Below are 23,357 nucleotides of genomic sequence, written 5' to 3' on the forward strand. Positions count from 1 at the left end.
GCCAAGGCTTTGACCGGTGTCAAAGCCTTGGCGGTGAAATCTGAAGAAATGTGGTTCAGGAGGAGGAACATCATCATGAAACACTTTATCGCATCAGCCGCACTTTCAGTTGCATTGGCAAACCCGGTTATTGCAGAGGAGGTCATTGCCGTTCCCTTTGACGGGAGCTTTGATGATGCAACCTTTGCCGTTGAATCAGCAATTGTTGGGCAGGGGCTGGTTATCGATTATGTGAGCCATGTTGGTGACATGCTGAAGCGGACGGGGGCGGATGTCGGCAGCGACAAGCAAATCTTCACAGCCGCTGAGATATTTATCTTCTGTTCCGCAAAGCTCTCGCGCGAGATGATGGAGGCCGACCCGATGAATATCGGCTATTGCCCCTACGGGATCTTCGTAGCCGAGGACGAAGGCGGTGTCAAAGTGGGCTACCGAAGCTATCCTGACGGACCGATGGAGAAAGTCGAAGCCCTGTTGGCCGGTATCGTAGAAGAAGCTGTTGGAAATTGACATGAACTACCAACAGTATTTTCGCGACCAACTGAGGCAGTTGCAGGACGAAGGAAATTACCGGGTTTTCGCCGAGCTTGAGCGCCATTGCGGAGCATTTCCAACTGCGCACAACCACGCAGAAAACGGACCTGAAAAAGTCACTGTCTGGTGCTCGAACGACTATCTGGGAATGGGTCAGCATCCAAAGGTTCTGGCAGCCATGCACCGGGCGATTGATAGCTGCGGCGCAGGGGCTGGCGGGACCCGGAATATTTCGGGGACCACGCATGAACATGTTCTGCTTGAGCGCGAGCTTGCAGATCTGCATGGCAAGGAAGCAGCGCTGCTATTCACGTCCGGGTATGTTTCAAATTGGGCTGCTTTGGGAACTCTGGCCTCTCGAATTCCCGGTATCACGGTTCTGTCCGACGAATTGAACCACGCGTCGATGATCGAGGGTATCCGCCACAGTCGTTGCGCAAAGCGGGTCTGGAAGCATAACGATTTGAAGGACCTTGAACGACATCTCATGGACCTGCCGTCCAACGCGCCAAAACTGATCGCGTTTGAAAGTGTTTATTCGATGGATGGCGATATAGCACCAATAGCCGAAATCTGCGATCTGGCGGATCGGTACGGCGCGATGACCTATCTGGACGAGGTTCATGCAGTAGGGCTGTATGGGCCGCGCGGTGGCGGCATCGCCGAACGCGAAGGGTTGATGGAACGCCTGACGGTTATCGAAGGCACGTTGGGTAAAGCGTTCGGCGTGGTTGGTGGATACATCGCGGCATCAAAGGAACTTGTCGACTTTGTCCGTTCTTTTGCCAGCGGATTTATCTTTACCACCGCATTGCCCCCGGCCGTCGCCGCTGGTGCCGCAGCGTCCGTACGGCACCTCAAACAAAGCAATGAGGAGAGGTGTCTGCATCAGCAACGCGTATGCGAGGTTCGAGGCAGGCTGGACGCTTTGGGCATACCGCACACACCCAACCCAAGCCACATAATCCCGGTCATGGTCGGCGACCCGGTTAAGTGCCGCTTTATCTCGGATGTCTTGATGCGCGACTATGGGATTTATATCCAGCCGATAAACTATCCCACTGTCCCGAAAGGCACCGAACGTCTTCGGATCACACCGTCACCTGTACATTCGTCAGAAGATGTAACCCTGTTGGTCGAGGCATTGGGTGCGTTGTGGACACAGTGCCAGCTTGCGCGCAAACCGATGGCCGCACAGTGAGAACTTGACGGAAGGCAAAGACGGACACGTAAAGAGGTGAGAGTTTTTGTCTATGGAACGCCTCATCGATCTGCTGGGAGATTCGGGCACATTGGCCGTTGCCGGTTTGCTTGTTGGCATCCTTTTCGGGGTCACCGCTCAGAAATCTCATTTCTGTTTGCGGGCATCCACTGTTGAAGTCGCCGAGGGCGAGCTTGGACCACGTCTGGCCGTCTGGCTGATCGCATTCACTTCGGCGCTGATGCTGGTACAGGGGTTCGTCTCGATTGAATGGCTCGATTTGTCCGGGGCGCGATCGATTGCGTCGACTGGCAGCCTGAGTGGGGCGGTGATCGGCGGTCTGATGTTTGGCGTCGGAATGATTTTGGCGCGCGGATGCGCGTCGCGCCTGTTAGTGTTGGCCTCATGCGGCAATCTGCGGGCAATGGTGACGGGGCTGGTTCTGACATTGGTGGCGCAAGCGGCTTACACGGGTGTGCTCAGCCCCGCGCGCGAGGTGCTGTCCGGTATTTGGACGATCGCAGGTGGCAATGCGCGCGACCTTTCGGCACTACTTGGGTTTTCGCCCATCGCATACACAGTCTTTGCCGCAGGGACCTTTGTTCTGGCTGTCGTGTTTGCAGCGCGCCAGCAGGTGACAGTTACAAAGATTGTCACGGCCGCCGGAGTTGGTGTCGCAGTGGCGCTTGGCTGGTTGATGACATTTGCGATTGCACAAGCCTCCTTCGAAGTCGTGCCGGTGTCTTCGGTCACGTTCACCGGCCCGGCAACGGACACATTGATGGCGCTGGTGGCCGAACGGAACATTGCGCTGTCCTTTGGCATTGGTCTGGTTCCGGGCGTTGCAATTGGCGCCGCTGTTTCTGCAGTTCTGTCCGGCGAGTGGAAGATCGAACAGTTCGGCCCGGATACTCCGATGGAGCGTTACCTTGTCGGGGCCGTCTTGATGGGATTTGGTGCGATGTTGGCAGGTGGCTGCGCCGTTGGTGCCGGATTGTCCGGGGGATCGGCCTTGTCGCTGACTGCGTGGCTTGCCGTCTTCTCGATGTGGGTCGGGGCCGTCGCCACCCATCGGATGATGATGCGAATGCCCGTTCTTCGGCGGTCCTGACTTATTCGAATTCCATCTGTTCGTAGACCCGACCCGCGTTTTTCGTGGCCAATTCTTCGAACGTGTCCAAATGGGCATAAGGGCTTTGGTCGACGTAATAGGCCTCGGCCAGATCCCCGCCTGCATCCATATGTTCCTGGATCTTTGCGCGCAGGTAGACAAGATAGTCGCGTGTATACCGGCGCACCTGATCCATGTTCGTAGGATGACCGTGCCCGGGGATCACATATGTGGCTTCCAGTGCCTCGAACTCATTGTCCCAGGTCTCAAGCCAATCTGCGGTGTAGGTGTCCTGAAAGATTGGCAGCATACGTCCGTGAAATGCCATGTCACCGGCGATGACAAGGCTTTGGTTGGGCAGCCAGATCGAAATGTCACCAGGACTGTGCGCAGGTCCAAGATGTTTGGCTTCGATACGAAAATCGCCGAATTCGACGACGTATTCATCGTCAAACGTTTCTGTCGGACCGGCTAAAAACGTTCCTTCTGCCTTGTCCTTGTTATATGCCTGCATGCCTTCAAGGATTTGTGGCCCATATTCTTCGAATTCAGCCGCCGCATCTGAATGAGCGACGATGGGCACCCCAAGTTCCGACCAGTAGGCGTTCCCTAGCATGGCGTGCCCCTGACCGTTTTCGTTGAAGACAAGCTTCACGGGCTGATCCGTGAGCGCTTGAATCTCCTTATGAAGCGCTTCGGCAAGCACATAGGCCGCGCCACCGTTGATGACGACAACACCCTCTCCGGTCACGACGAAGCTGAGGTTATTGTTGTGGCCCGAATTCTCATAAGTCGGGGGTGCGGTTGCACCGATGGCGGAAAAGACGCCGGGAATAAATTCGACAGGTTTCGAGTAAAGAACGCTCTGCGGGTACTGGTCTGCAATATCCTCACTGGCCCAGGTTTGCGTGGCCAGGGTACAGGCAATCAACAAAGCGCGCATCATGCAGGCTCTCCAATAAATCGATAGGTCGAACCGGCCTTTTCGACACGGCCAATTCCGCCATTTGGCAAATGGAATCCAATAATCTTCATTTGGGTATGAGAAATCTGATCCAGCAGCGATTTCCTGGTATTTGCCGCGGCGTCAGGGTCCTGATCCGTACCGCTCAGCCAGTCTGGACGCTCGAACGCGACGTGTGGATTGCCGAGCGCATCGCCCACGACCATCACCGCGTCACCGCCTTTGCGAATTTCGAAGGCCATGTGTCCGGGCGTGTGCCCGAAACTAGCGCGTGCTGCGATACCGGGAAGGATTTCCTGCCCATCATCAAAGAATGCAACCATGTCTTCGATGGCTTCCATGCGCCGCTTTGCGCCCACCGCGAATGCCGTGCGGTCGGCTCCTATCGTGTCAACGGTTGCAGGGTTCCACCAATAGTCCCATTCCTTGCGGCCAAGATGATATCTGGCATTGGGAAAGAGGGGATCTCCGAAGTCGTCCAGCACACCCCAGATGTGATCCGGATGAGCATGGGTGAAGATCACCTGCGTGACCTCATCCGGAGATAACCCGACGGCGTCCAGAGTTTCCGGAAGTTTGCCAGCGGTTTGCATGAAATCCGGCCCGGCCCCAACGTCGAACAGTACGGTATTCTGGTCATCGCGGTAGAGCACGATGTTGCACTCGGGCTCGTAGCTGGTCAGATCTGCCTGATAGCGGTTCAGAAGTTCTGTCAGCTCTGCCTCGGGCATTGCCCCAAAGACCATTTCGGGCGGCAATGACAGATACCCATCTGACAAAGTTGATATCCTTGCCGATTGGCCAAGTGTCATTTCCGCAACCGCAAAGCTGGGTCGCAGGCAGAGCGCCGCCAGACATGCGCCTTGGGACAGGAAGTTCCGCCGGGAGAAATTTGGGTCTCTGCTCATACAAAATCAATAAGATGAATGTTTATATTTGTAAATGATGAATGGCACGGGCGGCACATTCTCTCTGGGGCTTTTCACCACTTGCGTTGGAACTTTCGCAGCAAGATGTCGCATATCTGGCCCTTCCCAAAGTACCTTTGACACGTCTTGGCGAAACAGATTTAGAAACGACTGCCTGGAGCGGCGATGAAAACCTGAGCATCGCGGCGCAGGACGTCTTGTTGCAGGTGCAGGGCACCCGCCACGACTTGCCGGAGATTTCAACGCCAAATGACCCACCAATTCACTTTAGTTGTGACGTCACACAGCCAGTGCATGCGGCAGGTGTTCAACCAGTGCCCGTTGCACGACCGCAAATCTTGGCGTGTGTGCGATTTCCTCTAGCGTCGCGACCCAAAGTGGAACCTCGATTCCGGGATCAATGTCGTTCAACCTATGAAGCCGGGGATCAGCGTCGCCTATAAACGCAGGTAAAAAAGCTCTCCCCACACCGGATGCAACCATCTGCTGAAGCACCAGAAAACTGTCTGCTCCGTTTGTCATGTCATCAGCGCGAACATGTTCAGCCAACCATTTGGCCGGGAGTGAACGGCTGAGGGCCCCATCAAGCCGCATCCATTTTTGGTCATGGGTACCGTTACAATAAACCCCAAAGTGCAAAGTTCCTGCGCGCTCTCCAGTCAAGCTTTCACCTAGTTGAACCGAAGGGCGGACAACTATATCCGCGGTTAACCTAGTCAGATCATGGTGGCTGTTTCCGCTGAGGATCGTCAGTTCGAGGCTGGGGTAGAGAGCGGAAATTGAGTTTAGTATCTGTGGCAGGACAAACTGGCAAAGGCTGTCCGTGGACGCGATACGCACATGACCCGCAGGCGAACGATTTGCGCCCACAACGGCGCGTTCGACCGAAAGTACGGCGTCTTCAACGCTTTCCATGGCGGACAGAATTGTTCTGGCTTCAGGATGAACCGAATACCCCGACGGGTCTTTCCGAAAAACAGCGCAGCCATATCGGTGTTCAAAGGCGGCAACCCTGCGCAGGACGGTTGCATGTGCAACGCCCAGGGCTGTCGCCGCCGCATTCAACGAGCCGTGTTTGCTGACGGCGAGGGCATACCGAATATTGTCCCAATTGTCGTTGTTCATAAATGAACAGGTGAGGCCGAATAACAAACAATTACAAGAAAAATCGTTCAAGCTATCATATGGCACATTAAAGAGGGAGCCACACCATGATGAAGAAATCTTCGATCTTTGCGGCAGGTCTTTTGTCCTTGGCCGTAGTTGGAACTGCAATTGCTCAGGATAGCGAAAACCCGGCTGTAAAAGCGCGGACTTCGATTATGCAGCTTTACGCTTTCAACCTTGGCACGCTGGGCGCCATGGCCAAGGGAGAGGCAGAATATGATGCCGAAGCGGCTACGCGTGCCGCAAATAATATCGTCGTCGTGTCGCAGATCGACCAATCCGCGATGTGGCCAGCCGGATCGGATAATGTGTCAGACCCGTCCACCCGCGCCTTGCCCGCTATTTGGGAGAACTTTGCAGATGTCGGCGCTAAAGGGCAGGCACTGGCCGATGCCGCTGTTGCGATGCAGGCTGCGGCAGGTCAGGATGTTGAAGCCCTGAAAGGGGCGATGGGCCAACTTGGCGGAGCCTGCTCGGCCTGTCACAAAGCTTACAGAGCACCAGAAAATTAAAGGAGTATCGATCAGTGCGGCGCATTCTACTTTTCGCCGTTCTAGTCATGCTTATGGTCGGGTTGGCCGGTTTGCTGCTAACCCTGCCACAAAGAGTTGATCCGGGACAGTTGGCCGGTCTGACCCCCGACGTGACCAGAGGGGCGTCTGTCTTCTATTCTGCTGGATGCGCCTCATGCCACTCGGCCCCGGATGCCCGCGAGGAAGGAAAACTTGTTCTTGCTGGCGGGCGCCGGTTTGAAACGGATTTCGGTACGTTTGTAGCTCCAAACATTTCCAGTGATCCAGACGCCGGAATTGGATCATGGTCTGCGCTAGATCTGGCCAATGCCCTGAAACATGGAACAGGCCCCAAGGGACAGCATTATTACCCGGCCTTCCCCTATACGTCTTATGCCAAGATGACGGTAGAGGACGTCGCGGCGCTTCATGCGTTTTTGAACACCCTGCCTGCGTCTGATGCGGCAAGTATCCCGCATGACGTCGGTTTCCCTTTCAACATCCGGCGCGGGCTGGGGTTGTGGAAGCTTCTGTTTTCAGGCTCGGGCTGGGTGGTCGAAGGTGATCTGACCGATCAGAAAATCCGGGGCCGGTATTTGGTGGAAGCTTTGGGGCACTGCTCAGAATGCCATACACCACGAAACGGACTGGGAGGGTTGAAGCGGGATCTTTGGCTGACCGGAGCGCCAAATCCTAACGGCAAAGGGCGCATCCCCGGTCTGACCACTGCCCAGCTTGACTGGTCTGAGGCTGACATCGCTGAATATCTGAAATCCGGTTTCACACCGGATTATGACAGCGCCGGAGGCGAAATGGTCGAAGTCATCGAGAACACCTCGAAACTAAGCGATGAAGACCGATTGGCCATTGCTGCTTACCTGAAATCCGTTCCCGTTCAGTGAATTGGCTACTGGTTGCAGAAACTCTGGATTTTGTCAGCGCAGGTCTTATGACACTGGGTCAAACCAGCGCGTCTACGTTGCTCATATCTCTGGCAATACGGATCAGCGGGCATTGCTCTCCTATGGCCAGCCGACCCGCGTCGGTTAATCCCATCACTTCGGCGGGTATACGAGTTGCGGCTGCCAATGCGTCTTCCAGCGGCACTTCGGCTTGCGTGTTCAGGACACGCAGCGCTGTGGTCAAGTCCAGATCAGCCCCCGCCAAAGTACCATCAGACAGTGTCAAACGCCCGTCTTTGCGGGAAATGCGGCGGCCTTCCAGTTCGAACATGCGCTGGTCCGTGCCAGCCGGTGCCATCGCATCGCTGACCAGAAATATCCGGCCCGGGCCCCGCTTGGCGGCCCAGGCTGTGCGCATGGCTTCGGGGTGAACGTGAATGCCGTCAGCGATCAGTCCGGCGTTCAATCGACCCGAGGCCAGAACCGCCCCGACAAGCCCCGGAGATCGATTGCCCAGTTGACTCATGGCATTGAACAGATGCGTCACGCAGGACGCACCGGCCTCGGCATAAGACAGGCAGGTATCAAAATCCGCATCACTGTGGCCCAGCGATACAACGGCACCGGCCGAGACCAGCGCTTTTACCTGCGCAATTGATACGTTTTCAGGCGCAACCGTCAGCATCAATGCGGGCAGGGCATGCGCCGCCGCGACAAGCGTCTTCAGGTCTTCGTCATCCATGGGGCGGATCAGGGTTGCATCATGGGCGCCTTTCCGAGCCACCGAAAGATGCGGCCCTTCCAGATGCAGGCCAGTGATCCCCGGAACACCCGCAGAAATCGCGGCCTTGACCGCTTCGATGGCGGCGCGGGTCTTGGCTGCGGTATCCGTGATCAGGGTGGGAAGGATCGAGGTTGCCCCAAGCGTCCGGTGCGCCTCGGCAATACGCGCAAGCGTTTCGACAGACGGGGCGGCGTTGAACATCACTCCGCCGCCGCCATTCACTTGCAGGTCAACATAGCCGGGGGCCAGTATGTCGCCTTGCAGATCGACAAGCTTGCCAGCGTCTGTCTTCACGTCAACGCCTATGTCAGTGATGCGGCCAGCCTCCAGCCGCAGCGCGGCACCGTCGTGCAGTTTGGTGCCGTCAAAAACAAGCCCGCCGTGGTAGATGGTTGCCTGGTCGCTCATACCGTTTCCGTCACTTTTCGCAGGTGACGTGGCGCATCCGGGTTGATCCCGCGTTGTACAGCGACCTGCTCGACCATTGAATAAAAGGACACGATGGCAGCTACCGGGTCCGTCAGCCAGTGATCCGTGCGGACATGAGGCAGCACCTCGGCCTTTGTGACCATTGGGCTGGTGGCAAATACCTGTGCCCCCTTGGCTGCGAGCGTGTCGGCAACCTCGGCCAACAGCGGCTCTGCGGGATCATTGGCGGCAAAGGCAATAACCGGAAATCCGCCTTCCACGATCGAGACAGGGCCATGCAGCACCTCGGCCGAGGAATAACTTTCGGCATGGATCTGGCAGGTTTCCTTGAATTTCAGCGCGGCCTCGTTCGAGATCGCCACGCTTGGTCCGCGACCAAGCGTATACAGCGAACTTTGGGTGACAGCCGCCGCCGCCCTGCTCCAGTCACACCGAGTCGCGGCATCAAGGTGCCTGGGTAGGCCACGCAGCGCAGCCAGAAGATCTTTGTCGCCTTTCAGTTCCGCCAGCAGCCAAAGCCCCGCAACCAGCGAGGTCACGAAGGTCTTTGTCGCCGCTACACTAAGCTCAGGACCCGCGTGCAGCGGCAAAGCCGCCTCAGCCGCCAGTGCAAGGGGGGACGACGGATCATTTGTGATTGCCACGGTGCTGGCCCCAGCCTTTCGGGCACTTTGCGTAAGTTGCACGATATCCGGGCTTTTTCCTGATTGTGAAACAGAAAGGCAAAGCGCCCCGGCCACATGCAGGTCAGCGCCATACACTGACGCGACCGATGGGCCGACGGATGCCATCGGCAAGCCAAGAAGCAATTCACTTGCGTATTTCAGAAAGGTGCAGGCGTGGTCTGAAGAGCCACGCGCCGCCGAAATCATGAACTTCAGCCCACCGTTCCGGGCGACGTCCGCTGCTGTGCTCAGGGCGTATCCGCCATTGCTGAGTAATCGCTCAACAGCGACAGGAATTTCTTCGATTTCCTGACGCATCAGGGTCGTTTTCGGGGTCATCGGGGCAGCCTTTCCATCGGAATCGCAGATCATGGAGTGAGTCGCAGCTCAGCCACAAAGTCATAGGCATCGCCGCGATAGTTGGATTTTGTGAACTCGGCGACGCGCCCGCCTTCCAGATGGGAAATCCGCTGGATGCTCAGCCCTGCCGCGCCTTCCGCGACGCCAAGCAGAGCGGCATCTTCAGCCTCAAGATTAACGGCGGAAATCTTCTGGATGGCGCGAACAGGTCGGCAGCCGCTTTCTTCCAGTAGATCATAGAGTGAGTCGCGCACGGCAAGCGGATTTGGCAGAATGTCCAATGGCAATGAGGCACGTTCGACTGCCATGGGGCGTCCACCAGCCTCTCGCAAGCGGCAAATGCGCGCCACCTGTCCGTCAGCGGGCAGCCCGAGCACCGCCGTTTCCTCGGGTGATGGCAGAAAAACGCCCCGTTCCAACCACTTGGAGGTTGATTCCATGCCGCGCAGGCGCATGTCCTCGCTGAACGAGGTCAGATGCGAAAGCGATTGCTCCAGTTTCGGTGCGGCGTTCCGTACGAAAGACCCGGAACCCTGCCGCTGCACGATTGCGCCCTGTTTCACCAGTTCCTGAATGGCCTTGCGCACGGTGACCCTGGACAGGCCGGTAATCTCGGCGATCTCGCGCTCGGGCGGCAATGAGGAATTCGGGGGCAGGACACCAGCGTCGATGCCTTCCTCCAGTCGCTGACGCAGCCGGACATAACGCGGCCCGCCGCTGTTTTCGAGCCAGTCGTCAGAAGCCAGAAAGGATGCTGCGTTCATGCCGAATGCTCCACTTGAAAAGCTCGGGCCAAGGCGATGGCCCCGTCGATAGGCGCACCTTTGGGCTCTGTTACTGCGCCACGCGCACCATCCGGCAGATACGCCTCGTAATGGGGGCCAATACCCCCGGTCAGGCATAATGGCATGGCCGGGGTCCAACCCATTGCTTCCAGTGCCTGCAAAAGATGCGCGGCGCCTTCGCGCATAAGCGAAACCGCCCGTTCATCCCCTGACCTCGCTGCCGCTGTCACCTGTCGCGCAATTTGGCCGAATTCATGAGGCTGGGCCGCAGCCGCGAAAGCGACAATGCCGCTTGTACTGCCAAATTCGTTCAGCAAGGCCTCGGTCAGGTTGGAAATTGAGACCAGCCCGTCCCATGCATCCAGCGTAACGGAAAGCGCTCTGCGCCCAATCCACTGAGCAGAGGCCTCATCCCCCAGTACTGAGCCCCAGCCACCGGCAAAGCGTCGGCCGGCTTGCGATTGCAGGGCCAGAAACGAACCCGTCCCGCAATGGGCGATTGCACCATCGGTTGCCTGATGCGCACCCGCCAGCGCAGGGTGACGATCATCCTCGACCAGTATACTGTCCAACGGCAAATCCGCGGCCACTCGCTGGGCAATCTGTTCGCCGGTAACACCAGCCAGTCCAAAATACGCCGGCACGGGCCGTAAGGTGTCGGGCTGAACATTGAGCTTGGTTGCAAGCATCTTCAGGCCGTCTTTCAGCCGCACAATCGCGCCGTCATAATCGCTGGCGACGTTGGCGGGGCCAACCTCGACCACCAGCCGCTGCTCCCCATCGCCATAGGCGATCCGACAGGTTGTTCCGCCGCCGTCTGCTGCGATGATTGGATTGTTTTTCGACCTAAGCATGATGATACCTATATAATGCCTATGTTGAAATGTAAATGCCAAAGTAAATCCAATAAGGGCGGAAAGATCGAAAATGCATTGAATTTTAAGGCCAATAACAGCTGAAAAAAAATTAGTAGACAAATGGTATTGTATAGGTATGCTTTCTGGCAACGAGGAGAAACACGTGCTGCCACACATCACAGAACAACTCCACCCGGACGCATACGATTTGGGCAACCGACCGCTGGAAGAGGCGGCGCTGGCCCTGTCCAGGGGTCAGCAGGAAGCGGCCGGTGCCCCGCAGGGCGCCCTGCGTGCGATTTGTGACGGTGCCGACGCCATGGCCCGCAGTCTGGCATCAGGTGGTTCATTGTATTACGCGGCGGCGGGGTCTTCGGGGCTGATGGCTGCGGCTGATGCAATGGAACTGGGCGGTACTTTCGGCATCGACGAAAACCAAGTCCATATCCTGATGGCCGGAGGGTTGCCGCAATCCGCGCATATGCCCGGTGGAACCGAGGATGACACCGACGGGCTGGTCGAAGAGCTGGCCGGGCTTATGTGCAGCGACACGGTCATTGCTGTCTCTGCCAGTGGCACCACCCCCTATACACTTGAGGCCGCGCGACTTGCGCGTGTTGCGGGTGCCTGCACGATCGGGATAGCCAACAACCCGGGCAGCCCGCTGTTGGCGCAATGCGATCACGCGATTCTGCTTGCCACCCCGCCTGAACTGATTTCAGGCTCAACCCGAATGGGCGCCGGTACAGCCCAGAAAATCGCGCTGAACATGCTGTCCAGCCTTATGGCAATCAAGTTGGGTCATGTTCACGAGGGCATGATGGTCAACCTGCGAGCAGACAACGCAAAGCTGCGGGCGCGTGCGACCGGCATCGTCGCCCGGATCGCCGGAGTTGATGCAAGCACCGCCCAAAACGCCCTGGTTGAAGCGCAAGGAGACGCCAAATCCGCCATTCTCATCGCTGCTCGCGGCGTTTCACTGGCGGCAGCCAATGCGCGCCTGAAAGAAGCGGGCGGAGTTCTGAGCGCGGCACTGACACCTGATAAATAACTGCAAACCAAATGGGAGAGTACAATGAAACGTAATAGCCTGAAACTGGCCTTGCTTGGTGGGACGCTGTTAGCCTCTGCCGCCTATGCCGAAGACGTCACGCTGACTATCGAAAGCTGGCGTAACGATGACCTGACACTGTGGCAGGACCAGATCATCCCGGCCTTTGAAGCAAAGCATCCTGGCATCAAAGTCCAGTTCACGCCGTCTGCCCCGGCAGAATACAACGCGGTTTTGAACTCGAAACTTGATGCGGGGTCTGCCGGTGACCTGATTACCTGCCGCCCCTTCGATGCTTCGCTGGCGCTTTATGAGGCCGGTCACCTGACCGATCTGTCCTCGGTCGAGGCGATGAACAACTTCTCGGACGTTGCAAAGTCTGCCTGGCAGACGGATGACGGTTCGGCCAGCTTCTGCGTGCCGATGGCGTCGGTAATTCACGGCTTCATCTACAACAAGGACGCTTTTGCCGAGTTGGGCCTCGAAGTGCCGACCACAGAAGACGAGTTCTTTGCCGCTTTGGACAAGATCAAGGAAGACGGCACTTACATCCCAATGGCAATGGGTACCAACGACCAGTGGGAAGCTGCCACGATGGGCTACAACAACATCGGGCCGAACTACTGGAAGGGTGAAGAAGGTCGTCAGGCGTTGATCGCAGGCGAACAGAAGCTGACCGATGAAGCCTGGACAGCCCCTTATGCGACGCTGGCCCGTTGGGGTGCGTATCTGGGTGACGGGTACGAAGCACAGACCTATCCCGACAGCCAGAACATCTTCACTTTGGGCCGCGCAGCCATCTATCCTGCGGGATCATGGGAGATTTCCGGCTTCAACGCACAAGCCGATTTCGAAATGGGCGCTTTCAAGCCGCCGGTTCAGAACGCAGGTGACACCTGCTATATCTCGGACCACACGGATATTGGCATCGGCATGAACGCGGCCACAAAGAATCCTGAAGCCGCTGAAACATTCCTGACCTGGGTCGCAAGCCCTGAGTTTGCCGAAATCTTCGGCAACGCTCTGCCCGGCTTCTTCCCGCTGTCGAGCACTCCGGTCGAGTTGCAGGACCCGCTGGCCAAGGAAATTGTCGGCTGGCGTGAAGAATGTGAATCGACCATCCGCTCGACTTATCAAATCCTGTCGCGCGGCACACCAAACCTCGAGAACGAGACCTGGGGCGCATCCGTTGCCGCGATTAAAGGTGCCAAGTCGCCCGAAGAGCTGGGTGCAGAACTACAGGCGGGCCTCGCCTCGTGGTACGCACCACATCAGTAAGCTGAACCATACCCGGGCAGCATGAGTTGCCCGGGTACGCCAAGCATTCCATCGAAAGCGTTCCCATGACCCGCCCCCGCATCCGCTGGCATATCGTCGTGTTTCTGGCACCAGCCGTGCTTGTATACACAGCGGTGATGATCTTTCCCCTGTTCAACACGCTCCGTCTGGCCCTTTACTCTGAGGTCGACCAGAGCCGCGTTTTTGTTGGACTGCAGAACTTTCAAACGCTGTTTTTCGATCCGATCTGGTCGGAACAGTTCTGGAATGCGCTGGGCAACAATTTCTGGTTCTTTCTGATTCACATGCTGGTGCAGAACCCCATCGGCATCGCGCTGGCAGCGCTGCTCAGCCATCCGCGCCTGCGATTTGCAGTTCTCTATCGGTCGGCGATCTTCATTCCGACAATCCTGAGCTTTGTGATCGTTGGATTTGCATGGAAACTGATCTTGTCGCCCATCTGGGGCATCGCTCCTTCGATGCTGGATGCGGTTGGGTTGAAATCCCTCTTTGCCCCGTGGTTGGGGAAGGAGGAATACGCCCTGACCACTCTGGCGCTGATTTCGGTCTGGCAGTTTGTCGGTATCCCTATGATGCTGATCTACGCGGCCTTGCTATCTATCCCCGAGGAAATCCTGGAAGCCGGGGAAGTGGATGGCATCACCGGCACAAGTGCCTTCTGGAAGATCAAGCTGCCGCTTATCTTGCCTTCGATTGGGATCATCTCAATTCTGACATTTGTCGGCAATTTCAATGCCTTCGATCTGATCTATGCTGCACAGGGTGCTCTGGCGGGGCCTGACTTCTCGACCGATATTCTTGGCACCTTCATGTACCGCACATTCTTTGGCTTCCAGCTGCAATTGGGTGATCCGCATATGGGTTCGGCCATCGCTGGTGCGATGTTTGCAATCATCCTACTGGGTGTCTGTGTCTACCTTTTCGGCATCCAGACCCGGATGCGCCGGTACCAGCTTTAAGGAGCAGATGACATGAACAAGGCCCGCTCCAACCCGCTAAACACATTCGCGATGCATGGTGCACTGATCTTCTATACGCTGATCGCACTGTTTCCGGTTTTCGTGATCCTGATCAACAGCTTCAAGACCCGCAAGGCGATCTTTCGCGAACCGCTGGCGCTGCCTGATGCCGACAGTTTTTCGATGATCGGATATCAGACTGTGATGAAGCAGGGGGATTTCTTCCTTTATTTCCAGAACTCCCTGATTGTGACGGTTGCATCCCTGACTTTGGTCCTGCTGTTTGGCGCAATGGCGGCTTATGCGCTGAGTGAGTACCGGTTCAAGGGCAACATGCTTATGGGTCTGTACCTGGCGCTTGGAATCATGATCCCAATCCGCATCGGCACTGTGGCCATCCTTGAAATGATGGTGGCGACCGGGCTGGTGAACACCCTGTGGGCACTGATCCTTGTCTATACGGCGCAGGGCCTGCCCTTGGCGGTGTTCATCCTAAGCGAGTTCATGAAACAGGTGAGTGACGACCTCAAGAATGCGGGCCGTATCGACGGGCTAAGCGAATACACAATCTTCTTTCGGCTTGTGTTGCCGCTGGTGCGTCCGGCAATGGCAACGGTTGCCGTGTTCAACATGATCCCGATCTGGAACGACCTGTGGTTTCCGCTAATCCTGGCCCCTGCGGAAGAGACCAAGACCCTGACGCTGGGCAGCCAGGTCTTCATCGGTCAGTTTGTGACAGACTGGAACGCGGTCCTGTCAGCCCTTTCAATGGCGATCCTGCCAGTGCTGATCCTCTATGTGATCTTCTCGCGACAGCTTATTCGCGGCATCACGTCAGGAGCGGTGAAATGACCCGCATCCTGATCGCAGGCCTTGGAAACATGGGACTGAGCCATGCGCTGGCACATCACCATCACCCGAACGCGCAGATTGTCGGGCTGGTGAACCGATCCGGCCGCGTGGATCACCCTGATCTGACGCGCTATCCGGTGTATTCAAGTTTTGAAGCCGCTCTGACCGAAACCAAACCGGATCTGGTTGTGATCGCGACCTATTCGGACAGTCACGCGGATTACGCCTGCGCCGCGATGGAGGCGGGTGCGCATGTGTTTGTCGAAAAACCGCTCGCCACCAACGTTGCCCATGCGCGCCGTGTGGTCGAAACAGCGGCGCGGCTGAACCGAAAGCTGGTCGTGGGCTATATCCTGCGCCACCACCCATCCTGGATGCGCCTGATCGCCGAGGCTCGCGCTCTGGGTGGCCCCTATGTGTTCCGTCTGAACCTGAATCAACAATCCTCGGGTCTTGAGTGGGAGACGCACAAGGCCCTGATGCGGACCACGTCCCCCATCGTGGATTGTGGTGTGCATTATGTCGATGTAATGTGCCAGATCACCGACGCAAAACCCGTGCGCGTCCATGGCATGGGTCTGCGCCTGTCGGATGAAATCGCGCCTGACATGTACAATTACGGCCAGTTTCAGGTCGTGTTCGACGACGGTTCTGTCGGGTGGTACGAGGCTGGCTGGGGTCCGATGATGTCCGAAACTGCCTTTTTCGTGAAGGATATCGTCTCGCCCAACGGGTCTGTTTCGATCACCGACGGAAACAAGGGCGCGTCCGCAGACATCGATGGTCACACCAAGGTTGGTGGCCTTCTGGTTCACACGCTGCAGGGCGACCGGAATATCGACATGCCTGATGAGCCCGGCCATCAGGAACTGTGCGATGCTGAACAAGCCTATATGCTGCGCGCCATCGCCGAGGATATCGACCTGACCCGCCACATGTCCGACGCCGTACAATCCCTTGCCATCTGCCTGGCCGCTGATCAAAGCATCCGCACTGGCCAACCCGTTTCTCTTGAGGAGACCCGCCAATGACCGCCCTTTCACTGAAAAACATTCACAAGTCCTTTGGCAATGTAGAGGTCCTGAAGGACATCAATCTTGAGGTCGAGGACGGCGAGTTTGTGGTTTTTGTCGGCCCCTCCGGATGCGGTAAGTCCACTCTTCTGCGCGTTATTGCAGGGCTTGAAGACGCAACATCGGGCGAGATCAGAATTGCTGGCGAACAGGTCAATCTGACCCCGCCCTCGAAACGCGGCATCGCCATGGTGTTCCAGAGTTATGCGCTTTATCCGCACCTGAATGTACGCGGCAACCTGACCCTTGCCCTGAAACAGGAACGCCAGCCGAAAGCCGTGATCGACGAGCGGGTCGCCGAGGCGAGCCGGATGCTGGGGTTGGAGCCCTACCTTGACCGCTATCCATCCGAACTGTCGGGGGGGCAGCGCCAGCGTGTTGCAATCGGTCGCGCCATCGTGCGGCAACCCAAGCTGTTCCTGTTCGACGAGCCACTGTCCAATCTTGATGCTGCTTTGCGCATGAACACCCGGATCGAGATTGCAAACCTGCATAGGCAACTCTCGGCCTCGATGATCTACGTGACGCACGATCAGACAGAAGCGATGACACTGGCCGACAAGATTGTGGTGCTGCGCGACGGAAGGGTGGAACAGGTCGGCAGCCCGATGGAGCTGTACAACAACCCGGCAAACCGCTTTGTCGCCGGATTTCTGGGTTCACCGTCCATGAATTTTCTGCCTGCGGACAATCTGACCCCAGGAGATGCGCGCGAACTGGGGCTGCGCCCGGAGGACATTCGCCTGGAAAGCGGCGGACCGATCGCCGGCACCGTTTCGCATGTCGAGCAGTTGGGCGGTGATACCAATGTCATTCTGCAAACCAGCAACGTGCCAATTACGGTCCGATTGTTTGGCCAGCACGCAATTGCCCCAGGTGACGATGTACAATTCGGATTTGATCCCAATCGCGCATATTACTTCGGGAATGACGGGCAGAGATTACAGTAACGGCACATTTCGACCCGGTCTGCACCAGTTTGGTCCGGTGTGAGCGTGACCCAAGGAGTGTGCGCAGCAAAACGTGACCGGTTATCCAAGATTGTGGCGTGTGAACATGAATTGCCCGGATGGCAGGTTCGACCGGAAGTCTGCGGCACGACCGGGCAGCGCCCTGTAGAAGTGACGCAAGCCGGGCTCGATGTCTTCAGCCAGATCTTCGCACTGTTGGCACAAGGTCTTGACCAGGCTGTTAGGGTGTCGATTTGTGATCGCCAAAATCAGTTCTGCATGTGCAACCCTGAGTTCCTGGAATGCCGCTGTTTGCAACAGGGCCTGATCGCCCACCAAAACAAAGACGGGTTCCGGGTTGGCTTTGCCTTTCAGATCAACATGCCCGGCCTCTAACATGGCCAGATCCCCATGCGTGATTTCATGGACGCCGTTTGAAACGACGATGTCATAGTCGACTGTTCGACAGCATTGTTCGATCCGCGCGGAGACATTCACGACGTCACCGATGACCGTGTAGTTGAACCGTTTCTGCGAGCCGATATTGCCGACGCACGCCTGCCCGGTGGCAAGCCCCGTTGCCAGCGCGATAGGGGGGCGGTTTCGCATGATGTCGGATGCATTGAACTCTGCCAAAGCGCGCCGCATTTTCAGTGCCGCAAGCGCCGCCCGGCGCGGGTGGTCAGCGACAGGCAGAGGCGCATTCCAGAACGCCATAACAGCGTCGCCGATAAACTTGTCGATGGTTCCCCGCTCAGCCAGTATCTGATCGCCGATACTGGAAAAAAGCGCATTCAGCAGTGAGACCAGTTCGGTGGCAGATGCGGACTCGGAAAGAGGTGTGAAACCCCGGATGTCGGAAAACATCACTGTGATATCCTGCGTCTCACCTCCCAATTGCAGCTGATGCCCCGAGGCTTCCATCTCATCAAGGATTTCCGGGGCGACGTAATGAGAAAAGACTTTTCGGATTTTGCGCTTTTCCCGTTCGGTAGACAGGAAAAGATATCCTGCCAGCAGCCCGAAATTGGCCATGCCACCGATAAGCGGAAATGTGGCGTCGAACAGAACCGACTGGTTTTGAAAAACCAGCCAACTGATTGTCAGAACGGCAGCGGCGGCGACACCGCCTGCAATGAAAGATGCAACCGCACCGAAACTGGACATGACGGCAATCACGACAAGCCCGAGAAAGGCGAAGGCAAGCATTTCCTGCGCTGCGGTCACGTCCGAGCGGCTTAGCATTTCGTTGGTCAACACCTGTTCCAGAACCTGGGCATGAATTGAAACACCGGGAACGCTTTCCCCAAGCGCCGTCTGATGCATATCGAATAAGCCGGCGGCCGACGTTCCGACCAGGATGATCCGCCCCTCAACTTCCGCCCGAACGTCCGCATCATCCGAACCTTTGAGGATATCGTTGGCCGAGATATACAGCTCGGGCGCATCGCGCCGGTATCTCAGCCAAATCTCGCCGTTTTCTGTCGTTGGTATCCGGTATCCCCCGACCTCAACCGCCAACATGATGCCTGTTTCGTCCAGCGCACCTTCGGCCATGATATTGGTTTCACCTAAGGCAACTCTCAGGGCTTCAATCGACAGACCCGGCAACAGCCCATCTGGCCCGCGCCAAAGAACCGGCACGCGGCGCATGATACCGGTTCCGCCGATGGGCGAGACGTTGACCCCACCAATACCTGCCGCAGTCCGGTCCAACGGAGGCGCAATTGGCGTCCAATGAGGAACTGAGATTAGACCCGCGGCGGGATTTTCCCCGAACTCAATGATACCTGCTTTTGCAGAGATAGGATTTCCTTCAGCAGACAAACGTGCGGCAGTCCCAAGAACGACCGGCCAATAGGCGATTTCCATCCCAAGCAAGACATCATTGTCGAGCTTCTGAGCGTGGCGTTCCACTGTGAGGACCCCTGCCAAAGACGGATCGTTCAGAAGACGCGAGGGCGAAAACCGGTCAGGTTCAGCGAACAACATATCAAATGCGATGGCCGCAGCGCCATATTCACCCAGATTTTGAACGATCTGCGCCACCAGTGTTCGGGGCCAGGGCCATTGCCCCCAATTGTCCAGAGAGGCTTCGTCAATATCTACAACTCGTACAGGGAGTTCAGGATTGAACTCACGCGGGGATGACCTTTGCAGAACGTCGAAATAGATCAGACGGGTCATTCGCACAGGATAGGGATCCATGACCCGGATGAAACAACCCACTAGGATCAGACACAATCCGACAAGGCGGAACGCCCATTTCCCCGTCCTGGTTTTGCGCTTCTCGTCGCTCACGTCGTTCTCCGAAAATGTGAGGCAAAGCCCAATTGGTCAAAAGCGCTGTTGGACCAGTTCATTTCCCGACTCTTGTTGTTCCCGTTCCTCCTGATCGGGCTATTCGCGAACAGGTTCTTCATGTTTCGGTTCTTCGGGTTCCGGTTCTGGTTCCGGTTCTGGTTCGGATTCCGGCTCTGGTTGTGACGGGGGCGATGGCGGTGCTGCGACGCTGATTGCGCGCGGCTGGGGCGCAGTTCTGCGAATGTCGGCCCTGTCGACTTTGGCCTGTTGCACGGGTGCGCCTTCGCCAGAACACCCCTCAACCCGTACCTGCAAAGGAGGCAGCAGGCCTTCCTGCGACTGAACAAAAGGGAAACCAGATTTCAGCGCCTGGTCATACTGCGCCTGATCAGCAGGCCGCCCGACTGCTCCGCCTCCACTGGTGGCATACATGCTGCATACTCGGCCTGTGGACCTGCAAGACCCTTGTGCACTGCACATTTGAACCGTCCCGTGCAGGACAAGCATTGCGCTTTGGGTTTGTGATACGACCCACATGTCGAAGGTTGTGCCACGAACTGCCATTGTTGCAGTCGGGGTCTTGATCGAATAGGCTCTTTTTCTGCTCTTGCCGGAAATGAATCGAAAGCTGCCACCCAAGGCCTGCACGGCAAAGCTTTTGGCCTTTCGATTGCTGCGAAGCATGGTCACGTCCAAGACCATATGCGCATTGGGGCCAACGGCAATTTTGGTTTCATCCACAAAAACGATCTGAACCAAACCGCTGTGATCTGTAGAAATCGTATCGCCTGATTCAACATCCATTCCTGAAATGACAGGCTGAGTGTTTCCGGCGCGAATGATCTGAGCGCCTTGTTTGGCGCTGATGACAGTTCCGATGTTGGCAAGGGCCTGCACCGGCATGAGCGCGACAACAAATACAACCAACACAATCTTTAACCAAGCCAAACCATAGCCCCTTCCCCCAACGGGTCTAAGTAAGCGCGAAGCGCGCCAAGCTCGATTTTTGCCCCCAGAAATGTGTTATTCTTATTCAAATACTCTAAAATGCTAGCAATATTTATGCATTATGGTGTGTATTTGTAGCAAGTTGTTTTTTTGGCCCGCGTTTTTTAGCTTGAGCGCATACGGGTATGCAGGCGATTGTCTCCGCCATGGTCAGAACGTGTGAACAACAGGCTTACACCTATGGATCTGAGAGCCGTAAGTCGAGCAAACTGGTAGGCGCTTAGCAAGGTAACTGAACAGGCCGAAGCACAGCCTTCAGTAAATTCGAGCATATGACACGTGGCTCATCGCTATCCTTGCGATGAGCCTTGACGCTCTTGCAGCGTGTTGTTGAAGGATCAGAGGAATTGTTCGGGCAACAATGCGTCCGGCATGTTCTGGTAACACACGGGTCTCAGGAACCGCCGGATCGACAATGTGCCGACAGAAGTAGCACCGAAATTGGTCGAAGCGGGGTAGGGGCCGCCATGCACCATGCTGTCGCAGACCTCGACGCCCGTGGGAAAGCCATTGGCCAGTACACGCCCGGCCTTGCGCTCGAGGATCGGCATTAGGGAACGCGCGGTGTCCATGTCCGCATCATCCATATGCAGGGTACAGGTCAGCTGACCTTGCAGACTGTGTGCGACGGCCCGCATTTCGTCAGGCGTTTCAGCGGTCACTATTACGCCCAGCGGGCCAAAAACCTCTTCACCAAGGGTTTCGTTTGCCAGCCAGTTCACAGCATTGGTGCGATACAGGTACGGGGACGCGGTACGTTGGTCACACATCGAGGTCAGAACCTCCTGCACACCTGTTGTATTGGCGATCCTTGCCTGACCAGTTCGGTAAGCGTCGGCGATGCCGTTGGTCAGCATGGTCTGCGCGGGTGTTTCTGACAAGGCGGTTCGCGCGGTCTCGGCGAAGCGATCCGCTGCTGCACCCGCCAGCAAAACGGCTACCCCGGGGTTCGTACAGAACTGACCTGCGCCCATGGTCAGCGACCCTGCCCAGTTCTGAGCAATGTTGTCGCCCCGGTTCGTCAGCGCAGCATCGAGAATGAACATCGGGTTGACCGAGCCAAGTTCACCGAAAAAGGGGATTGGTTCAGGTCGCGCGGCACATAGATCGAACAGTGCCCGACCGCCAGCCAATGAGCCAGTGAACCCGACAGCCCTGATCAGCGGGTGCTGTACCAAAGCGGAACCCACGGTCCGGTCACCCCCCTGAATAAGACTGAAGACACCGGGATGAATTTTGCAGCGTTCGATGGCAGCATTTATAGCCTCGGCTATGATCTCACCGGTACCCGGGTGGGCGCTGTGCCCTTTTACGACAACGGGGCACCCAGCAGCCAAGGCGGCAGCGGTGTCGCCGCCTGCGGTTGAAAAGGCCAAAGGGAAATTCGAAGCACCGAATACGGCGACAGGGCCAATTGGGCGCTGGATCATTTTCAGATCCGGGCGCGGCAGCGGCGAGCGGTCTGGCAACGGGCCGTCGTGGCGCCGATCAAGATACTCACCACTCAGAATATGTGTGGCAAACAAGCGAAGTTGGCCGGATGTGCGACCCCGCTCTCCTTGCAGACGGGCCTCGGGTAGGCCGGTTTCCTGCGTTCCGATTGCAGTAATCGCCTCGGCGCGGGCTTCGATCTCATCTGCGATGGCATTCAGAAATGCCGCGCGGTCTTCCCGGGTCGAAAAACCATAGCTCCAGAACGCTTCTTCGGCAGCTTCCGCAGCTGCATCAACATCCTGAAGACGCCCCACCGAAAAACTGTGTGACGGTCCAAAAGCGGGCTGTGACTGAAAAAACGTGTCACCTGAAAGCCAATTTCCAGCGATGAGGTACTTACCATGGGGGGAGCAGGTCATGAAGGTTCCATATTTACGATTCTGAAGCTATGGATAATGTATCCAATTAAGAGAGACAATCAAGCGCCCTGTTAGGTCTCCTCCATGGCGCGTTTTGCTACGATCATCTCCAGCAGCTGTTCCTTTGTTCGCCGGATGTGCCGCATCAGCATGTTACAGGCTTCGTCAACGTTCCCTGCTTGCGCCAGTTTCAACAGCTCTCGATGCTCTTTTTTCGCCGGTTCCCGCTGCTTCATCACGCTCAAATGCATTCGGACATAGCGGTCTGATTGCAGATTGACGCGGTCCAGCAATTCATTCGTCAGTTTCCTCTGCGACGCCGCGTAAAGGGCGGAGTGATATTGGTAATTCAGGATCCCCCACTTGCTGACGTCATTCTCGTCATAAGACGCTTCCATCTGCGTCAATATCTCGTTGCATCGTGCAAAGTCGGCAGATGTCATCTGCGGAATGGCTCTGCGGAAAAGATCGACTTCAATAAGCATTCGAAGGTCGAATATTTCTCCAATCTCGTTCAATGAGTGTTTGGTAACTGATCCGCCCCGATTATTGGCCCATTGAATCAGGCCTTCAGCGTTCAGACGCTTTAGGGCTTCGCGGATGGGCATCCGAGATACGTCGTATTCTTCGGCCAGAGCTTCCTGGCGAATAGCTTCACCTTCGGCAAGTTCACCGTTCAGAATACGTTCACGAAGATCGTTCGCGATGACATCTGGTAGGCTTTGCTTGGTTATTGCGCGCTTTCCTGCCATATCTTTCCTGCCACTTGTTTGGGTACAGCTACCGGTTACCGGCGTTATTCCAAGCT

General features: G+C 56.7%; 22 protein-coding genes. 11 read left to right on the forward strand and 11 right to left on the reverse strand.

Features of this window, described 5'->3' with window-relative positions:
• Positions 1–75 precede the first annotated feature (75 nt).
• The 3 genes from AC2FLO_RS18825 to AC2FLO_RS18835 are packed head-to-tail and all read left to right on the forward strand — an operon-like array spanning position 76 to position 2,846.
• Positions 76–510 carry a DUF302 domain-containing protein gene (locus AC2FLO_RS18825; protein ID WP_496753308.1) on the forward strand — a complete coding sequence of 145 codons (435 nt, stop codon included), beginning with the start codon at positions 76–78 and terminating at the stop codon, positions 508–510.
• A 1-nt stretch (position 511) separates the two neighbouring features.
• Positions 512–1,735: a 5-aminolevulinate synthase gene (hemA, locus tag AC2FLO_RS18830; RefSeq protein WP_496753307.1), complete on the forward strand. Its 1,224-nt coding sequence runs from the start codon at positions 512–514 to the stop codon at positions 1,733–1,735.
• Between the two features lie 52 nt (positions 1,736–1,787).
• Entirely contained in the window at positions 1,788–2,846 is a 1,059-nt protein-coding gene (locus tag AC2FLO_RS18835) for a YeeE/YedE family protein (RefSeq protein ID WP_496753306.1), read from the forward strand.
• A 1-nt stretch (position 2,847) separates the two neighbouring features.
• On the opposite strand, the gene AC2FLO_RS18840 is transcribed toward AC2FLO_RS18835, so the two are convergent.
• From AC2FLO_RS18840 to AC2FLO_RS18850, 3 genes are all read right to left on the reverse strand, one after another.
• Complete coding sequence (locus tag AC2FLO_RS18840) at positions 2,848–3,792, reverse strand: MBL fold metallo-hydrolase (RefSeq protein WP_496753305.1); 945 nt, start codon at positions 3,790–3,792, stop codon at positions 2,848–2,850.
• Positions 3,789–4,718, reverse strand: a complete 930-nt coding sequence (locus AC2FLO_RS18845; protein ID WP_496753304.1) for an MBL fold metallo-hydrolase — start codon at positions 4,716–4,718, stop codon at positions 3,789–3,791. Before AC2FLO_RS18845 ends, AC2FLO_RS18840 begins: the two co-directional genes overlap by 4 nt.
• A 300-nt stretch (positions 4,719–5,018) precedes the next feature.
• Positions 5,019–5,864: a LysR family transcriptional regulator gene (locus tag AC2FLO_RS18850; protein WP_496753303.1), complete on the reverse strand. Its 846-nt coding sequence runs from the start codon at positions 5,862–5,864 to the stop codon at positions 5,019–5,021.
• An 86-nt stretch (positions 5,865–5,950) separates the two neighbouring features.
• On the opposite strand from AC2FLO_RS18850, the gene AC2FLO_RS18855 reads away from it, so the two are divergent.
• Positions 5,951–6,418, forward strand: coding sequence for a c-type cytochrome (locus AC2FLO_RS18855; RefSeq protein WP_480559064.1), 468 nt, complete (start codon positions 5,951–5,953; stop codon positions 6,416–6,418).
• A gap of 14 nt (positions 6,419–6,432) precedes the next feature.
• Positions 6,433–7,320, forward strand: a complete 888-nt coding sequence (locus AC2FLO_RS18860; RefSeq protein WP_496753302.1) for a c-type cytochrome — start codon at positions 6,433–6,435, stop codon at positions 7,318–7,320.
• 58 nt (positions 7,321–7,378) lie between these two features.
• Here the strand turns inward: AC2FLO_RS18860 and nagA are convergent, their stop codons facing one another.
• Genes nagA through AC2FLO_RS18880 form a run of 4 tightly spaced genes read right to left on the reverse strand, consistent with a single transcriptional unit; the run spans position 7,379 to position 11,197 of the window.
• Positions 7,379–8,512 carry an N-acetylglucosamine-6-phosphate deacetylase gene (gene nagA, locus AC2FLO_RS18865; protein ID WP_496753301.1) on the reverse strand — a complete coding sequence of 378 codons (1,134 nt, stop codon included), beginning with the start codon at positions 8,510–8,512 and terminating at the stop codon, positions 7,379–7,381.
• A complete protein-coding gene (locus AC2FLO_RS18870; RefSeq protein WP_496753300.1) occupies positions 8,509–9,537 on the reverse strand; it encodes an SIS domain-containing protein in 1,029 nt (342 codons plus the stop codon). Before AC2FLO_RS18870 ends, nagA begins: the two co-directional genes overlap by 4 nt.
• Positions 9,538–9,566: 29 nt before the next feature.
• Positions 9,567–10,322 (reverse strand): GntR family transcriptional regulator, encoded by a 756-nt coding sequence (locus AC2FLO_RS18875; RefSeq protein WP_209597491.1) that lies wholly within the window; start codon positions 10,320–10,322, stop codon positions 9,567–9,569.
• Positions 10,319–11,197, reverse strand: a complete 879-nt coding sequence (locus AC2FLO_RS18880) for a glucosamine kinase nucleotide-binding domain-containing protein (RefSeq protein ID WP_496753299.1) — start codon at positions 11,195–11,197, stop codon at positions 10,319–10,321. Before AC2FLO_RS18880 ends, AC2FLO_RS18875 begins: the two co-directional genes overlap by 4 nt.
• Positions 11,198–11,363: 166 nt before the next feature.
• On the opposite strand from AC2FLO_RS18880, the gene AC2FLO_RS18885 reads away from it, so the two are divergent.
• The 6 genes from AC2FLO_RS18885 (at position 11,364) to AC2FLO_RS18910 (ending at position 17,384) form a co-directional block, all read left to right on the forward strand.
• Positions 11,364–12,251 carry an N-acetylmuramic acid 6-phosphate etherase gene (locus AC2FLO_RS18885; protein ID WP_496753298.1) on the forward strand — a complete coding sequence of 296 codons (888 nt, stop codon included), beginning with the start codon at positions 11,364–11,366 and terminating at the stop codon, positions 12,249–12,251.
• Positions 12,252–12,275: 24 nt separating this feature from the next.
• Positions 12,276–13,529, forward strand: coding sequence for an ABC transporter substrate-binding protein (locus AC2FLO_RS18890; protein WP_267366202.1), 1,254 nt, complete (start codon positions 12,276–12,278; stop codon positions 13,527–13,529).
• Between the two features lie 65 nt (positions 13,530–13,594).
• Positions 13,595–14,509, forward strand: coding sequence for a carbohydrate ABC transporter permease (locus AC2FLO_RS18895; protein WP_267366203.1), 915 nt, complete (start codon positions 13,595–13,597; stop codon positions 14,507–14,509).
• 12 nt (positions 14,510–14,521) lie between these two features.
• Positions 14,522–15,361 carry a carbohydrate ABC transporter permease gene (locus AC2FLO_RS18900; RefSeq protein WP_267366204.1) on the forward strand — a complete coding sequence of 280 codons (840 nt, stop codon included), beginning with the start codon at positions 14,522–14,524 and terminating at the stop codon, positions 15,359–15,361.
• The gene (locus AC2FLO_RS18905) at positions 15,358–16,392 is read left to right on the forward strand and encodes a Gfo/Idh/MocA family protein (RefSeq protein ID WP_496753297.1); all 1,035 of its coding nucleotides are present in this window, start codon (positions 15,358–15,360) and stop codon (positions 16,390–16,392) included. The genes AC2FLO_RS18900 and AC2FLO_RS18905 overlap by 4 nt, the downstream gene beginning before the upstream one ends.
• Positions 16,389–17,384 carry an ABC transporter ATP-binding protein gene (locus AC2FLO_RS18910; protein ID WP_480483400.1) on the forward strand — a complete coding sequence of 332 codons (996 nt, stop codon included), beginning with the start codon at positions 16,389–16,391 and terminating at the stop codon, positions 17,382–17,384. The genes AC2FLO_RS18905 and AC2FLO_RS18910 overlap by 4 nt, the downstream gene beginning before the upstream one ends.
• An 81-nt stretch (positions 17,385–17,465) precedes the next feature.
• Here AC2FLO_RS18910 and AC2FLO_RS18915 read toward each other — a convergent pair whose 3' ends face one another.
• The 4 genes from AC2FLO_RS18915 to AC2FLO_RS18930 form a co-directional block, all read right to left on the reverse strand.
• Positions 17,466–19,685 (reverse strand): CHASE2 domain-containing protein, encoded by a 2,220-nt coding sequence (locus AC2FLO_RS18915; RefSeq protein ID WP_496753296.1) that lies wholly within the window; start codon positions 19,683–19,685, stop codon positions 17,466–17,468.
• Between the two features lie 99 nt (positions 19,686–19,784).
• On the reverse strand, positions 19,785–20,636 hold the full coding sequence (locus AC2FLO_RS18920; protein ID WP_496753295.1) for a FecR family protein: 852 nt from the start codon (positions 20,634–20,636) through the stop codon (positions 19,785–19,787).
• A 398-nt stretch (positions 20,637–21,034) separates the two neighbouring features.
• Positions 21,035–22,549, reverse strand: coding sequence for an aldehyde dehydrogenase (NADP(+)) (locus AC2FLO_RS18925; RefSeq protein WP_496753294.1), 1,515 nt, complete (start codon positions 22,547–22,549; stop codon positions 21,035–21,037).
• A 71-nt stretch (positions 22,550–22,620) separates the two neighbouring features.
• The gene (locus AC2FLO_RS18930) at positions 22,621–23,301 is read right to left on the reverse strand and encodes a GntR family transcriptional regulator (RefSeq protein ID WP_480483392.1); all 681 of its coding nucleotides are present in this window, start codon (positions 23,299–23,301) and stop codon (positions 22,621–22,623) included.
• Between the last annotated feature and the right edge of the window lie 56 nt (positions 23,302–23,357).

It is taken from the genome of Ruegeria sp. TASC047 (assembly GCF_059612445.1).